The organism is Streptomyces sp. Wb2n-11 (genome assembly GCF_001049855.1).
Lineage (GTDB): Bacteria > Actinomycetota > Actinomycetes > Streptomycetales > Streptomycetaceae > Streptomyces > Streptomyces altiplanensis.
Genome location: NZ_CVPB01000001.1, coordinates 3117472 through 3132659 on the forward strand (window position 1 = coordinate 3117472; position 15188 = coordinate 3132659).

General features: G+C 74.1%; 14 protein-coding genes. 9 read left to right on the forward strand and 5 right to left on the reverse strand.

The genetic code is table 11. The features are described 5' to 3' along the window. Positions 1-102: 102 nt before the first annotated feature. A complete protein-coding gene (locus BN1555_RS14085) occupies positions 103-1065 on the reverse strand; it encodes a Ppx/GppA family phosphatase (RefSeq protein ID WP_093799708.1) in 963 nt (320 codons plus the stop codon). Positions 1066-1106: 41 nt separating this feature from the next. Here BN1555_RS14085 and BN1555_RS14090 point away from each other — a divergent pair, with 41 nt between their 5' ends. Then, the gene (locus tag BN1555_RS14090; protein WP_093799709.1) at positions 1107-1934 is read left to right on the forward strand and encodes a DUF3109 family protein; all 828 of its coding nucleotides are present in this window, start codon (positions 1107-1109) and stop codon (positions 1932-1934) included. Positions 1935-2052: 118 nt separating this feature from the next. Here BN1555_RS14090 and BN1555_RS14095 read toward each other — a convergent pair whose 3' ends face one another. Beyond that, positions 2053-3762: a BACON domain-containing protein gene (locus tag BN1555_RS14095; RefSeq protein WP_093799710.1), complete on the reverse strand. Its 1710-nt coding sequence runs from the start codon at positions 3760-3762 to the stop codon at positions 2053-2055. Between the two features lie 139 nt (positions 3763-3901). Between BN1555_RS14095 and radA the strand changes: the two genes are divergently transcribed. Next, complete coding sequence (gene radA / locus BN1555_RS14100) at positions 3902-5317, forward strand: DNA repair protein RadA (RefSeq protein WP_093799711.1); 1416 nt, start codon at positions 3902-3904, stop codon at positions 5315-5317. A 91-nt stretch (positions 5318-5408) separates the two neighbouring features. After that, a complete protein-coding gene (gene disA / locus BN1555_RS14105) occupies positions 5409-6533 on the forward strand; it encodes a DNA integrity scanning diadenylate cyclase DisA (RefSeq protein ID WP_093799712.1) in 1125 nt (374 codons plus the stop codon). A gap of 58 nt (positions 6534-6591) precedes the next feature. On the opposite strand, the gene BN1555_RS14110 is transcribed toward disA, so the two are convergent. Beyond that, the gene (locus tag BN1555_RS14110; protein ID WP_093799713.1) at positions 6592-7494 is read right to left on the reverse strand and encodes a hypothetical protein; all 903 of its coding nucleotides are present in this window, start codon (positions 7492-7494) and stop codon (positions 6592-6594) included. 175 nt (positions 7495-7669) lie between these two features. On the opposite strand from BN1555_RS14110, the gene BN1555_RS14115 reads away from it, so the two are divergent. After that, a complete protein-coding gene (locus BN1555_RS14115) occupies positions 7670-8293 on the forward strand; it encodes a phosphatase PAP2 family protein (RefSeq protein ID WP_093803389.1) in 624 nt (207 codons plus the stop codon). On the opposite strand, the gene BN1555_RS14120 is transcribed toward BN1555_RS14115, so the two are convergent. Continuing rightward, entirely contained in the window at positions 8283-8960 is a 678-nt protein-coding gene (locus BN1555_RS14120) for a response regulator transcription factor (protein ID WP_093803390.1), read from the reverse strand. The two genes, BN1555_RS14115 and BN1555_RS14120, sit on opposite strands and share 11 nt — an antisense overlap. Positions 8961-8965: 5 nt before the next feature. Then, positions 8966-10744: a sensor histidine kinase gene (locus tag BN1555_RS14125; RefSeq protein WP_255306029.1), complete on the reverse strand. Its 1779-nt coding sequence runs from the start codon at positions 10742-10744 to the stop codon at positions 8966-8968. A 30-nt stretch (positions 10745-10774) separates the two neighbouring features. On the opposite strand from BN1555_RS14125, the gene BN1555_RS14130 reads away from it, so the two are divergent. The 5 genes from BN1555_RS14130 to cseC all read left to right on the forward strand — a co-directional run bounded on the left by BN1555_RS14130 (position 10775) and on the right by cseC (position 15182). Further along, complete coding sequence (locus BN1555_RS14130) at positions 10775-11686, forward strand: HhH-GPD family protein (RefSeq protein ID WP_093799714.1); 912 nt, start codon at positions 10775-10777, stop codon at positions 11684-11686. Between the two features lie 183 nt (positions 11687-11869). After that, the gene (locus tag BN1555_RS14135; protein WP_093799715.1) at positions 11870-12427 is read left to right on the forward strand and encodes a SigE family RNA polymerase sigma factor; all 558 of its coding nucleotides are present in this window, start codon (positions 11870-11872) and stop codon (positions 12425-12427) included. Positions 12428-12468: 41 nt separating this feature from the next. Further along, positions 12469-13083: a hypothetical protein gene (locus BN1555_RS14140; protein WP_255306411.1), complete on the forward strand. Its 615-nt coding sequence runs from the start codon at positions 12469-12471 to the stop codon at positions 13081-13083. A 30-nt stretch (positions 13084-13113) separates the two neighbouring features. Beyond that, positions 13114-13818 carry a two-component system response regulator CseB gene (cseB, locus tag BN1555_RS14145; RefSeq protein WP_093799716.1) on the forward strand — a complete coding sequence of 235 codons (705 nt, stop codon included), beginning with the start codon at positions 13114-13116 and terminating at the stop codon, positions 13816-13818. Positions 13819-13892: 74 nt separating this feature from the next. After that, complete coding sequence (gene cseC / locus BN1555_RS14150; RefSeq protein ID WP_255306412.1) at positions 13893-15182, forward strand: two-component system sensor histidine kinase CseC; 1290 nt, start codon at positions 13893-13895, stop codon at positions 15180-15182. The last annotated feature ends 6 nt before the right edge of the window (positions 15183-15188 follow it).

Consider the following 15188-nt stretch of genomic DNA (forward strand, 5'->3'; position numbering starts at 1 on the left):
GGGCGGTGGCAGGCGGGTGGACCGGCGGGCGGTCGGGCGGTCGGCCAGACACGGACGGGCGGCCGGGTGGGTGGGTGGGTGGGTGGGCGAGCGGGCGCGCCGTCAGACGGGCGGATGAACAGGCGCGCGGTCAGACGGCGGGGGCAGGTGGTCCAGGCGGCGCAGGATGACGCCTTCGCGCAGCGCCCACGGGCAGACCTCCAGCGTGTCCACCCCGAAGAGGTCCATCGCCCCTTCCGCCACCAGGGCCCCCGCCAGCAGTTGCGCGGCACGGCCTTCCGAGACTCCGGGCAGGCCGGCGCGCTGGACTATCGGCATCGCGGCGAGCTTGGGCACCCACTCCTCCAGCGATCTGCGACTGAGCTCACGCTGGATGTGCAGTCCCTCGGCGGAACGGGCCGCGCCCGCGATCCGCGCCAGCTGCCGGAAGGTCTTGGACGTAGCGACCACGTGGTCGGGCCGGCCGAAGCGGCTGAATTCGCCGACCGTACGGGCGATCTGCGCCCGTACGTGACGGCGCAGCGCCTTCACGTCCTGCGGGTCCGGCGGGTCGCCCGGCAGCCAGGCCGCGGTGAGCCGGCCCGCCCCGAGCGGCAGCGACACCGCCGCGTCGGGTTCCTCGTCGATGCCGTACGCGATCTCCAGGGAGCCGCCGCCGATGTCCAGGACCAGGAGCTTGCCCGCCGACCAGCCGAACCAGCGGCGGGCGGCGAGGAAGGTCAGCCGCGCCTCCTCCGCGCCGCTCAGCACCTGGAGCTCGACCCCGGTCTCGGCCTTGACCCGGCCCAGGACCTCGTCGGCGTTGGTCGCCTCGCGCACGGCGGAGGTCGCGAACGGCAGGACGTCCTCGCACCCCTTGTCCTCGGCGGCCTGCAGTGCGTCGCCGACCGTCGCCACGAGGCGGTCGATGCCGGCGGCGCCGATGGCCCCGTCCACGTCGAGGAGCTCGGCGAGCCGGAGCTCGGCCTTGTGCGAGTGCGCGGGCAGGGGGCGGGCGCCGGGGTGCGCGTCGACCACCAGCAGATGAACCGTGTTCGAACCCACGTCGAGGACTCCGAGTCTCATAGACGGAACGCTACTGCGGCCCCGCGCTTACCCTTGGCCACGTGTCGAAGACGAAAAAGGCGAAGCCGGGCAAAGCCACGAAGCAGCCGAAGACGACCCCGCCGGTCCCCGCCGTCCGGGACGAGAAGGGCGGGCTCGATTTCGCCCGTGCCTGGGTGGAGTTCCCCGACCCCGCCGACGACGAGCAGGTCTTCCGCTGCGACCTGACGTGGCTGACATCACGCTGGAGCTGCGTCTTCGGCAGCGGCTGCCAGGGCATCCAGGCGGGCCGTGCCGACGACGGCTGCTGCACGCTGGGCGCGCACTTCTCGGACGAGGACGACGAGAAGCGCGTCGCAGGCCATGTGGCTCGCCTCACTCCCGACGTGTGGCAGTTCCACGACGTCGGTACGGAGTCCGGCTGGACCCAGACCGACGACGACGGCGAGCGCCAGACGCGCCGCTGGAACGGCTCCTGCATCTTCCAGAACCGCCCCGGGTTCGCGGGCGGCGCGGGCTGCGCGCTGCACATCCTGGCGCTGAAGGAGGGCAAGGAGCCGCTGGAGACGAAGCCGGACGTGTGCTGGCAGCTGCCGGTACGGCGTACGTACGACTGGATCGACCGGCCCGACGACACGCGTGTCCTGCAGATCTCGATCGGCGAGTACGACCGCAGGGGCTGGGGTCCCGGGGGGCACGACCTGCACTGGTGGTGCACGTCGGCGACCTCGGCGCACGGAGCGGGGGAGCCGGTGTACGTCTCGTACCGGCCGGAGCTGACGGAGCTGATGGGGAAGGCTGCGTACGACCGGCTCGTGGAGCTGTGCGAGGAGCGTCTGGCGGCGCTGCTTCCCATGGCCCCGCACCCGGCGGACCCGACTCCGGCCTGACGCTCCCGGCGGACCCGGCCCCGGCCCGGAACACTCCCGGCGGACCCGGATCCGTCCGGTGCCCGAGGACGACGCCCGCGGGGCGTCCGGCCCCGGGGTGCCGGGGCCGGGGCCGCCGCTAGGGCGCCGGTGAGGTCGCGTCCGTCGGGGTCGGGTCCGGTGACGGCGGCGGAGTCGTCGGGTCCGTCGGAGTGGGCTCCGGCGGCGGCGTCGTCGGGGCCGTGGGGGTGGGGGACGCGGTCGTGGGCGGTGGTGTCGGGTCCGGCGACGGGGGCGGTGGCGTCGGATCCGGGGACGACGGCGCCGGCGCGGTCCGGCCGTGGCCCTGCACCACGACGACCGCGCCCGTCGGGTCCACGCCGATGCGCGCGCGCCACGGGCCCGCCGGCTCCCGCTCATGGTCCACGGACACGTACAGCGTGACCGTTTCTCCAGGGGCGAGCGTGCCCGAGGACTGGCTCAGGTAGAGCCAGGACGCGTTCGTCCACGCCGACCAGGACACCGGTGAGCCGCCCGCCGCCCGCAGGGTGACGACGGTCGTGCTGCCCGCGGACCTGGCCTCCACCGTCAGCCGGTCCGCGCCGGACCCCGGGCCGCCCGGCCTCGCCGTACCGCCGCTGACGACCTCGACGGACACGTCCGGCGACCGGCTGCCCGCCGTGAAGCGGGGGTCGGGGGTCGTGCGCGCGTTGCCCGTGTTCTCGTACGCGCCGTTGCCCGTGCCGCCGGGGCCGCCGTACGGGTCGCCGTCGAGCCCGTCGGAGTTGTCCGCCTCGCTCGCGCTGACCGACGCGCCGTGGCTCTCACCGGTGAGCGGCGCGCCCCGGTACGCCGCCCAGAGGGCGAACACGGGGGCGGCGACGACGGTCGCGACGACCGTCGTCGTGACCGCCCTGGTCCGCAGCCGGTCGCGCCGCGCCGCGTGGTCCTTGGGGTCCAGCGGGAAGCCGTTGCGGCCGAACCGCGGCGAGCCCCCGCGCGTCCGGGGTGCGCTCGTCCCCGCCGCGTAAGCGGCCGCCCGCGGTGCCTCGACGAGTGGCAGCGTGGCGGGCGCGGCGCCCGTCCCCGGCCACGGGCCGCCCGCTCCGGCCCGCTCGGCGGAGCGCCGGCAGCGCGGGCAGTCGTCGACGTGCCGGACGAGCTCGCGGCACAGGGCCGCGCCGAGCAGCACCTGGTTGTCACCGGTCAGACGGGAGACGATCGGGCAGCCGCCGTTCTCCACGACGGCGAGCGCGGCCCGGGTGCGCTCCACCTCGCAGGCCGCGGCGGCCAGCAGTTCGCGGGCGGCGGGGTAGTCCATGCCCAGGACGGAGGCGACCTCGCGCGGGCCGAGGCCGTGGCGCACGGCGAGCTCCAGCGCCTCGCGCTGCTCGGGGGTGGTGCCCGCGGCCTCGGGCCAGGCCAGCAGGGCCAGCTCGCGCCGGCGGCGCAGGGCGGTCTCGTCCGCCTCGGCGCTCACCTGCCCGGGGGCGGGGTCCGGCGCGCGGTGCCCGCTGTGCGCCCCCTGCCTGCGCCGCTTCCGCTCCGCGAGCCTGCGCAGGCAGGCCCACCGCGCCAGGGCGTACAGCCAGGCCCTGCGCTCCGGCTCGCGGGACGGGCAGCGCCCGTGCTGCCGCTCGGCGACGGCCAGTACGTCACCGAGCACCGCCGTCGCCGCGTCGTGGTCGCAGAGGACGGACAGGCAGTAGGTGAACAGGCCGTCGAGATACGGCTCGTACGGTTCGTACCGGGCGGGCGGGGCCTGCGCGGGCGTGGGCCGGGGCGCACGGCTGTGCGCCCGGTGTGCGCCGGTGATGTGCGTAGGGGGTTCCAGCCTGCTGCTTGTCACCCGGCGACCGTAGGCAAAGGAGACAGGGCTCTTCGTACCCCTTGAGCAGTTTTAACCCGTACGGGTGAACAGATCCCCCGAAAGGGGACAGGAATTCGGAATTCCGTGACTGTCGGACCCAGCCTGTACGGTCACCACCATGGCTGCCCGTACATCTCGTTCATCCGCGAAGGACCGGCCGTCCTACCGCTGCACCGAATGCGGCTGGACGACCGCGAAGTGGCTCGGCCGCTGCCCCGAATGCCAGGCATGGGGGACGATCGAGGAAACCGGCGCGCCCGCCGTACGGACCACCGCGGCCGGCCGGGTGAGTTCCGCCGCGCTCCCCATCGGCCAGGTCGACGGCCGCACCGCCACCGCCCGCTCCACCGGCGTCGACGAGCTGGACCGCGTCCTGGGCGGCGGCCTCGTCCCCGGCGCCGTCGTGCTGCTCGCGGGCGAGCCGGGCGTCGGCAAGTCGACGCTGCTCCTGGACGTGGCGGCGAAGGCGGCGAGCGAGGACCACCGCACGCTGTACGTCACCGCCGAGGAGTCCGCGAGCCAGGTGCGCCTGCGCGCCGACCGGATCGGCGCGCTCAACGACCACCTCTACCTCACCGCCGAGACCGATCTGTCGGCCGTCCTCGGGCACCTCGACGCGGTCAAGCCGTCCCTTCTCGTCCTCGACTCGGTCCAGACGGTCGCGTCGCCCGAGATCGACGGCGCACCGGGCGGCATGGCCCAGGTCCGCGAGGTCGCGGGCGCGCTCATCCGGGCCTCCAAGGAGCGCGGCATGGCGACGCTCCTGGTCGGCCACGTCACCAAGGACGGCGCCATCGCGGGGCCGCGCCTGCTGGAGCACCTCGTCGACGTCGTGCTGTCCTTCGAGGGCGACCGGCACGCGCGCCTGCGGCTCGTACGGGGCGTCAAGAACCGGTACGGCGCGACCGACGAGGTCGGCTGTTTCGAGCTGCACGACGAAGGCATCACCGGCCTCGCCGACCCCTCGGGGCTCTTCCTCACCCGGCGTGCCGAGGCCGTACCGGGGACGTGCCTGACCGTCACGCTCGAAGGGCGCCGCCCGCTCGTCGCCGAGGTGCAGGCGCTCACCGTCGACTCGCAGATCCCCTCCCCCCGGCGCACCACCTCGGGCCTGGAGACCTCACGCGTGTCGATGATGCTCGCCGTGCTGGAGCAGCGCGGCCGCATCACCGCCCTCGGCAAGCGCGACATCTACAGCGCGACGGTGGGTGGCGTGAAGCTTTCCGAGCCGGCCGCCGACCTCGCGGTGGCCCTCGCGCTCGCCAGCGCGGCCAGCGACACCCCGCTGCCGAAGAACCTGGTCGCGATCGGCGAAGTGGGCCTCGCGGGAGAGGTCAGGAGGGTCACGGGCGTGCAGCGCAGACTCGCCGAGGCCCACCGTCTCGGCTTCACGCACGCCCTGGTCCCGACCGATCCGGGGAAGGTCCCGGCCGGCATGAAGGTCACCGAGGTCGCCGACATGGGCGACGCCCTCAGAGTCCTTCCCCGCCGCTCTCGCGCACAGGCCCCACAAGGCGAGGAACAGCGCCGGTAGACTTTGCCCTGGTCTCGCCCACCCGTACGAGCACGCGAGGCGAAGTTCAGTGCCCTCCAGGGCACCGCAACCCCGTGACCGGAGGAGTGCAGTGGCAGCCAACGACCGGGCAGCAGCATCCGGAAAGTCCGGCTCAGGCTCGGGCACCGAAGCGCTGATGCGCGCCTCGCTGAGCGCTGTCGCGCCCGGCAAGGGCCTGCGCGACGGCCTGGAGCGCATCCTCCGCGGCAACACCGGCGGCCTCATCGTCCTCGGCATGGACAAAACCGTCGAATCGATGTGTACCGGCGGTTTCGTGCTGGATGTGGAGTTCACCGCGACCCGTCTGCGCGAGCTGTGCAAGCTCGACGGCGCGCTCATCCTCGACAAGGACATCACCAAGATCCTGCGGGCCGGCGTCCAGCTGGTCCCGGACGCGTCCATCCCGACCGAGGAGACCGGCACCCGCCACCGCACGGCGGACCGTGTCTCCAAGCAGTGCAACTTCCCTGTGGTGTCGGTCTCGCAGTCGATGCGCCTGATCGCGCTGTACGTCGACGGGGAGCGCCGGGTCCTGGAGGAGTCGGCGGCGATCCTGTCCCGCGCCAACCAGGCCCTGGCCACCCTGGAGCGCTACAAGCTCCGCCTCGACGAGGTCGCCGGCACGCTGTCCGCGCTGGAGATCGAGGACCTGGTGACGGTCCGCGACGTGACGGCGGTGGCGCAGCGCCTGGAGATGGTGCGCCGCATCGCCACCGAGATCGCCGAGTACGTGGTGGAACTGGGCACCGACGGGCGCCTCCTCTCCCTCCAGCTCGACGAGTTGATCGCGGGCGTCGAGCCGGAGCGCGAACTGGTCGTCCGGGACTACGTACCGGAGCCGACGGCGAAGCGTTCCCGCACGGTCGACGAAGCGCTGACCGAGCTGGACGCGCTGTCCCACACCGAACTGCTCGAACTTCCCGTCGTGGCGCGGGCGCTGGGCTACAGCGGCTCCCCGGAGACGCTCGACTCCGCGGTCTCGCCGCGCGGCTACCGGCTGCTCGCCAAGGTCCCGCGGCTGCCCGGCGCGATCATCGAGCGGCTCGTCGAGCACTTCGGCGGCCTCCAGAAGCTGCTCGCCGCGAGCGTCGACGACCTCCAGGCGGTCGACGGCGTCGGCGAGGCGCGGGCGCGCTCGGTGCGTGAGGGCCTGTCCAGGCTGGCCGAGTCGTCGATCCTGGAGCGCTACGTCTGAACCGGGCGGCGGCGCCCGGCCCCGGCGGGCGGGCCCGCGCCCGGGTCCGGGCCCTTCCCTAGTCCTTCTTCAGTGTGAACGTGGCCGGTGACTTCGCGCCCGGCATCTCCAGCAGGTAGGTCCCGTCGCCGACGGACGTGGCGGGCGGTGTCGCGCACTTCGGCGCGCTCTGGCTGAGGTCCCACTGGACGGTGTGCTTGACGGTGCTGTGCGCGGGGACGCGGAGCAGCAGGCTGCCGGAGGTCCGCGGGCAGTGCTTGGAGGACCACACCGTCTCGTTGTCGTCGTCGGTGATGGTGAGCACGGCGGCCTTCGGTCCGAAGTCCATCTTGCAGGCGGCGCCCGAGGTGTTCTCCACGATCAGCTCGAACTTGGGCTTCTCGCCCGCCTCGTACTCGTTCTTGAAGCTGCGCAGGGTCAACTCGATGGTCGCGGCGGTGCAGTCGGGAATGCTGGAGCCGGCCGGTACGCGCTGACCGCCGCCGGTGCCGCCGACAACGCCCCCGGTGCCCGCTCCCGCGCTGCCGCTGCCGCTGCCGCTGCTGCCTCCGGAACCGTCGCTGTCGCCGTCACCGCCGCCGCCGTCGGCCGCGCCGTCGCCACCGCTGCCGTCGCCGCCCGCGTCCGTACCGCCGTCTTCGCCACCGTCGTCTCCGCCGCCGCCGCCGCTGCCGCTGCCGCTGCCGCCATCGCCGGAGCCGGAGCCGCCCGTGTCGTCGCGGCCACCCGGGTCCTCACTGATGGCGGGGCCCGACGAGTCCGGCCCGGGGGTGATGGTGGTGGTCGGCTCGGGCGTGGCGCCGCTGTGGGCCCTGTCGTCCTTGTCGCCCTCGCCGCCGGTGGACATGACAATCCATAGGGCCAGCAGTACGAGCAGCACCATCAGGGACAGCGCGACTGCCCTCCGGCGCCAGTAAATGGAGGAGGGAAGCGGCCCGACTGGATTGCGCATAGATCCCACGGCGCAAACTGTACGAGAGATCGCAGCCAACTCCTGCCCCACCCGCCGCCTGCAACCCCAACTTTTCACGATCATCATTTCGGTCCGCCGCGCCAACCCCTGCCTTTCGTCGGGGTACGGCACCTGACGATCGCTCAATGTCACGGCGCCACCAGGATTCATACGGTCTGTGACCATGGACAGCACCGAGCTCTACCGAGGCGTCACCGCCTTCGCCCGTACCACTCCTTCCTGGGTCCGGCACCTCGCCGAGGTCTGGACGGAGGCGGGCATCCTGCTCTTCGGCCTCCTCTTCGCCGTGGCGTGGTGGCGCGCGCGGAACGGGGACGCGCGCGCCGTCGCGCCGGCGGTGCTCGCGCCGCTCGCGACCGCCGCCGCCTACGGGGCGAGCGAGCTGCTGAAGACGGTGGCCGACGAGGAGCGTCCGTGCCGCGCCGTCGCGAACGCGGCGGCCTCGCTCGTGCCGTGCCCGCCGTCCGGGGACTGGTCGTTCCCCAGCAACCACGCGACGATCGCGGGCGCGGCGGCGGTCGGCCTCGCCGTCGCCTGGCGGCGGCTCGCGTCCCTCGCCGCCTCGACGGCCCTGCTGATGGCCTTCTCGCGCGTCTTCGTCGGTGTGCACTATCCGCATGACGTGGTCGCGGGACTGCTGCTCGGCGCGGTGGTGGCGGCGGTCGCGCTCCGGACCCTCGCGCGCCCCGCGCAGGCGGTCGTCACGGCGATGCGTACGAGCCGGCTCGCCCTCGCGGCCTGGCTCGCGGGACCGGGACCGGGGCCGGGTCGGGGTCTCAGGCCGTAGCGCCGGCGCCCTCCGCCCCGCCGGTCAGCCCCGCCTCGTACGCGACGATCGCCGCCTGGACGCGGTTCCTGACCTCCAACCGCTCCAGGACAGCGCTCACATATGCCTTGACCGTGCCCTCGACGAGATGCAGCCGTGCCGCGATCTCCGGGTTGGACAGCCCGGCGCCGACCAGCGCGAGCACCTCGCGCTCACGGGGCGTCAGCCGCTCGGTGCGGGCGCGGGCGGCGGCGGCGCGGCCCAGCTTCTCGCCGCCGAGCTCCGCGATGACATGGCGGGCCACCTTCGGCGAGAGGAAGGCGGCGCCCTCGGCCACCGCCCGTACACCCGCGACGAGTTCGTGCGGATCGCCGGACTTGAGGAGGAATCCGGTGGCGCCACCGGACAGCGCGCGGGCGATGTACGCGTCCGCCGAGAACGTCGTCAGGATCGCCACGGCGGTCCCCGGAACGGCCCTGGTCACCTCCGCGCAGGCGGCGAGGCCGTCGAGGCGCGGCATGCGGATGTCGAACAGGGCGACGTCGGGTCGGTGGGCGCGGACCAGTTCGACGGCCTCGTGGCCGTCGGCGGCCTCCGCGACGACCTCGATCCCCGGGTCCGCGGCGAGGATCGCCCGTATCCCCGCCCGCATCATCGTCTCGTCGTCCGCCAGCACCACACGGATCACCGCGTTCACTCCTTCTCCCCTTCTCCGGCGTGTTCCCGAGTGGTGCTCAGCGTGGGCACCACCGTCTTCGACACGAGACGGCCGTCCGCGAAGCAGACCCTTAAATGCCCTACCGCCACGAAGAGTTCGCGGCTCGCCCGGTAGTAGCGGCAGTCGGCGCCGGGCGGCGGCGCGGGCGCGCGCTCGACGGGCGGGTCGGTGACGGACCGGTCCGGCAGGACCCGTGCGGCCGCGGCCTCACTCTCCCCGACGCGCAGGCTCGCGTAGTCGGCGGGGGCCAGGACGGAGTGGGACCTGGTGTACGCGTACCAGCCGAGGGCGCCCGCGACCAGTACGGCTCCGGCGCTCCCCGCCACGGCGAACGACACGGCGGCGCGGCGCCGGGCCCGCCGCCGTGCCAGCAGGAAGGCTTCGGGGGCGCGGCTCTCCGCTGCGGCCCCGGCGCCGCCGCGCGGCCGCGCCTCACCGGGGCCCGGGAGCGCGGCCGTCACGCGGAAGCCGTCGCCGTGCGGGCCCGCGCTGAACGCGCCGCCCGCCAGGGCCACGCCCTCCCGCAGGCCCAGCAGGCCGGAGCCCGTGCCCGGGGGGCCTTCGCCGGAAGGGCGCCGGGAGGGCCCGTTCGTGACCGTGACCGTCGTCGCGCCACTGCCCGGGGCCGTGGTGACGTCGACCGTCACCGCCGCCCCCGGCGCGTGCTTCGCCGCGTTCGTGAGTGCTTCCCGGACCACGCGGTACGCCGTGCGCTCCGGCACCCCGGACCGGGCCGGACGTACCGCCGAAGCGGGTGGTGACGACAGCAGACGCACCGGAAGGCCGGAGTCCGCCGCCCGTGCCACCAGGCCCTCGATCGTCTCCCCCGCCGGAGCGAGCGGGGGCCCGGCCGGCGGCTCCCCCTCCCGCAGTACGCCGATGATCTCCCCGAGCCGGTCCGTCGCGTCGGACGCCGCGGCCCGCAGCTCCCGCGCCGCGTCCCGGTGCGGCGCGGCCAGACCGGGCGCGACCTGGAGCGCGCCCGCCCGTACGGCGATCAGGCTGAGCTCGTGGCCCAGCGAGTCGTGCATGTCCTGGGCGATCCTGGCCCGCTCCAGCAGCCGCGCCCGGTCCGCCACGATCCGCTGTTCGCGCTCCAGCTGCGCGGCCCGGCTCCATCCGGCGACGACCAGTTCGCGGCGCTGGCGCCAGTACCGGCCCGCCAGCCACGGGAAGACCGCCCCGAACAGCAGCGTCCCCAGCAGGACCAGCCACTCCACGACCGGGTCGACGCGGCGCACGGCGATCACCGCGGTTCCCGCCGCGGCCACCGCACCGAAAAAAAGCGACGCGCCGCGCACCCGCGCCGCGCGGAGTCCGAGCAGCAGGCAGAAGAGGGAGAGGGCGGGCCCGTACGAGAGGGTGAGGAGCGAGCGCGACACGGCCAGGCCGAGCGCCGCGGCCAGGCCCGCCGCCACCGCGGGCCGGGTCCGCCAGACCGACGCGGCCGCGGCCAGCACCACGAGGCCGACGGCTTCCTGCCACCCCGGGCGCGGCTCGTTCAGGCCCATCCGGTCGACGGCGAGCGCGGGCACGGCGAGCGCCGCCCAGAGCAGGGCGTCGGCGAGGAAGGAGCGTGGGGGGCGACGGGCGGGGCGGGCAGGACGAAGGGGGCGGAAGCAGGCAGGACGAAGGGTGCGGAAGCGGACGGGACCAGGGATGCGGAAGCGGGCGGGCGGCATCCCGCCGACGCTACAAGCGGCCGTGCCGTCCGCGCCCCTGCCGATCGTCAGGTCCTGGCGTGCCGGGATCACGCGCCGAAACGTGTCAGGATCGGTGGTGCCATGACTGCCACAAGTGAGACCCCCGCGAACGCCACCGCCGCCACCGCCCTCCACACCCCCGTCATCGCGTGGTTCGACGCGAACGCCCGCGACCTGCCCTGGCGCCGGCCCGAAGCCGGCGCCTGGGGTGTGATGGTCAGCGAGTTCATGCTCCAGCAGACGCCGGTCAGCCGTGTCCTGCCGGTGTACGAGCAGTGGATGCGGCGCTGGCCGTGCCCCGCCGACCTGGCCGCCGACGCCCCCGGCGAAGCGGTCCGCGCCTGGGGCAGGCTCGGCTACCCCCGCCGCGCGCTGCGGCTGCACGGCGCGGCCGTCGCGATGACGGGCCGGCACGACGGCGACGTACCGAGCGACCACGCCCAGCTCCTCGCCCTGCCCGGGGTCGGCGAGTACACGGCCGCGGCCGTCGCCTCCTTCGCGTACGGGCAGCGCCATCCCGTCCTCGACACGAACGTCCGCCGCGTCTTCGCCCGTACGGTCACCGGCGTCCAGTACCCGCCGAACGCCACCACCGCCGCCGAGCGCAGGATCGCCCGCGCCCTCCTCCCCGACGAGGAGGCGCGGGCGGCCCGGTGGGCGGCGGCCTCGATGGAGCTCGGCGCGCTCGTGTGCACCGCGAAGAGCCCGGACTGCGGGGTCTGCCCGGTCTCCGGACAGTGCGCGTGGCGGCTGGCGGGCAAGCCGGCGCACGACGGGCCGCCGCGGCGCGGTCAGACGTACGCCGGTACGGACCGCCAGGTGCGCGGCAAGCTCCTCGCCGTGCTCAGGGACGCGGACGAGCCGGTTCCGCAGGCCGCGCTCGACGCGGTGTGGCACGAACCGGTGCAGCGGGCGCGGGCGCTGGACGGGCTGGTCGCGGACGGGCTCGTGGAGCCCCTGGGGAACGGCTTCTACCGGCTCCCCGCCGCCTGAGCACAGCGCCGCCCGGGCACGGCCCGTACACAGCCGCCGTCGCACGTCCGCCGTTACACGACCGATGGGTAGCCGTGCGTTTGCCGACGGCTGCCCCGGACAGTGCCGTGACAACGCCTCCGTAGCGTCATCGCCGTAAGCAAGCAGGTCACGGGGTGGCAAGTGGGACGGAGGCGGTTCTTGATGGCGCACGGCGAGGTGCTCGAATTCGAAGAGTACGTACGCACTCGGCAGGACGCCCTGCTGCGCAGTGCCAGGCGTCTGGTCCCCGACCCGGTGGACGCCCAGGACCTCCTCCAGACCGCGCTGGCGCGTACGTACGGCCGCTGGGACGGCATAGCGGACAAGTCGCTGGCCGACGCCTACCTGCGCCGTGTCATGATCAACACGCGGACCGAGTGGTGGCGCGCCCGCCGGCTCGAAGAGGTCCCGACCGAGCAACTGCCCGACGCGAGCGTCGAGGACGGCACCGAGCAGCATGCGGACCGCGCCCTGCTGATGGACATACTCGGCGTACTGGCACCCAAGCAGCGCAGTGTGGTCGTGCTGCGACACTGGGAGCAGATGAGCACGGAGGAGACCGCCGCGGCCCTGGGCATGTCGGCGGGTACGGTCAAGAGCACGCTGCACCGGGCACTGGCCCGACTCCGGCAGGAGCTGGAGAGCCGCGAACTGGACGCGCACGCCCTGGAGCGTGCGGAGCAGGGCGACGAACGGGAGACGGAGCGTTGCGCGGCCTAGGCAGGGGCAGCAGGTCCTCACTGGCGGCGGGCGGCACGGCGATGGCCGGTGCCGCCGTCGTCGGCCTGTTCGTGGTGTCGTGCCACGCCGGGGGGACGGGCGCGCGGGACGCGGGTCCGGCGCGTACGGACCCGGTGGCCAGGGCCACCCTCTCGGAGGGCGAGCCGTCGCAGCCCGCCGCCAAGCGGGTCGACGCGGTGGCGCTGCTCCAAGGGGACCCGGAGGTCAGCGCCACGGTGAAGCGGGACCTGAAGCCGTGTGTCAAGGACGAGTACCCGGTCGACACGTCGTACGGGAAGCTGACCGGCGGGACCGCCAACGACGTCGTGGTGAACGTGATGACGTGCGGGGACGCCGTGGGCATCGGGACGTACGTGTACCGCGAGGACGAGGGCGCGTACAGGAACGTCTTCGCGGCCGAGAGCCCGGCGGTCTACGCGGAGATCGACCGCGGCGACCTGGTGCTGACCAAGCCGGTCTACGGGAAGAACGACCCGATGGCGTACCCGTCCGGCGAAGAAGTGATCACGTACCGCTGGTCCGGGAGCAGGTTCACCGTGCAGGACCACGTGCACAACGACTTCAGCCGTGCGGTCGGCGGGGACGGCGACGCGGTCGGACCCGAGGCTGCTCCGACCGGCCCGTCGGACGGCTGAGGGAACGACCGAGAGAGCAGAGAGCAGCCGATGGCCGAGACCCATGTCCTGTTCGTGGAGGACGACGACGTCATCCGCGAGGCGACACAGCTCGCGCTGGAGCGCGACGGCTTCACCGTCACCGCCATGCCCGACGGGCTGTCGGGCCTCGAGGCCTTCCGCAGCGACCGGCCGGACATCGCGCTGCTCGATGTGATGGTGCCCGGCCTGGACGGCGTGAGCCTGTGCCGGCGCATCAGGGACGAGTCGACGGTGCCGGTGATCATGCTGTCGGCGCGGGCCGACTCGATCGACGTCGTACTGGGCCTGGAGGCGGGGGCCGACGACTACGTGACGAAGCCTTTCGACGGGGCGGTGCTGGTGGCCCGGATCCGCGCGGTGCTGCGCCGCTTCGGACACGCGGGCGGACCGGACCGCCGTACGTCCGACGGGGACGTGGGGCCGGACGGCGGGCTGCTCGTCTTCGGTGAGCTGGAAGTCGACACCGAGGGCATGGAGGTCCGCAGGAGCGGTGAGCCGGTGGGGCTGACGCCGACGGAGATGCGGCTGCTGCTGGAGTTCTCGTCCGCGCCGGGCACGGTGCTGTCGCGCGACAAGCTGCTGGGGCGGGTCTGGGACTACGGGTGGGGCGGGGACACCCGGGTGGTGGACGTCCACGTGCAGCGCCTGCGTACCAAGATCGGCCAGGACCGCATCGAGACGGTCCGCGGCTTCGGCTACAAGTTGAAGCCGTGAGCCGGCGTTTCCAGCCCGTCCGGCGCCCGGGGGCCGGTGCGCGGGGCGGCGCCCCGGCCGCTCCGCGCCCCGCCCTGCGCACCGGTGTCCGCTGGAAGATCAGCATCGCGATCGCCGCCGTCGGCGCGCTCATCGCCGTCGCGCTCAGCCTCGTCGTGCACAACGCCGCCCGCGTCTCGATGCTCGACAACGCCCGTGACGTGCAGATCGAGCGCCTGCAGTTCGCCCAGCGGTGGTACGAGTCCTCGCGCGAGCCCCGGTTCGGCACCAAGCTCAACGATCCGGCCCTGCCCGAAGAGCTCAAGGCCAGCATGGCCAACGGCCGCCGGGCCACCTACGTCACGGAGGGCCGCGACGACGTGCCCGACGTGTGGGCCGCCGCACCCCTCCACAACGGGGACGTCCTGTCGCTGCACACCCGGTTCACCGACCGAAGCGCCACCGTCATGGACGACCTCGACCGCGCCCTGGTCATCGGTTCGGTCTCGGTCGTCTTCGGCGGCTGCGCGCTCGGCGTGCTGATCGGCGGCCAGCTCTCCCGCCGCCTGCGCAAGGCGGCCGCCGCCGCGGGCAAGGTCGCGCAGGGAAACACGGAGGTACGCGTGCGGGACGCCATCGGCGGTGTCGTACGCGACGAGACCGACGAGCTCGCGCGCGCGGTCGACGCCATGACCGACGCCCTCCAGGAGCGGCTGGAAGCGGAGCGCCGCGTCACCGCGGACATCGCCCACGAACTGCGCACCCCGGTCACCGGCCTGCTCACGGCGGCCGAGCTGCTGCCGCCCGGCCGTCCGACCGAGCTCGTGCGGGACCGGGCGCAGGCCCTGCGCACGCTCGTCGAGGACGTGCTGGAGGTGGCGCGGCTCGACAGCGCGGCGGAGCGGGCGGAACTCCAGGAGATCGCGCTCGGCGAGTTCGTCGGCCGCCGGGTCGCGCTCTTCGACCCGGACGCGGTGGTCCGGGTGGTGCACGAGTCGTGGGTGAACACCGATCCGCGCCGCCTGGAGCGCATCCTCGTCAACCTCCTCGGCAACGCCGCCAAGCACGGCAGGGCTCCCTTCGAGGTCACGGTCGAGGGCCGGGTCGTCCGGGTCCGCGACCACGGGCCCGGATTCCCGGAGGCGCTGCTCAAGGAGGGGCCGAGCCGGTTCCGTACGGGCAGCAGCGACCGGGCGGGGCGCGGGCACGGCCTGGGCCTGACGATCGCGGCCGGCCAGGCGCGCGTCCTCGGGGCGCGCCTCACCTTCCGCAACGCGCAACGGGACGGCGGGGCGATCGCGGTCCTGTGGCTGCCGGAACACGCGCCGACCGCCACCGGCAGCTTCCCGGTCGTACGGCTCCCGGACGCCGGGACCCGCCCCTAGCGGGCG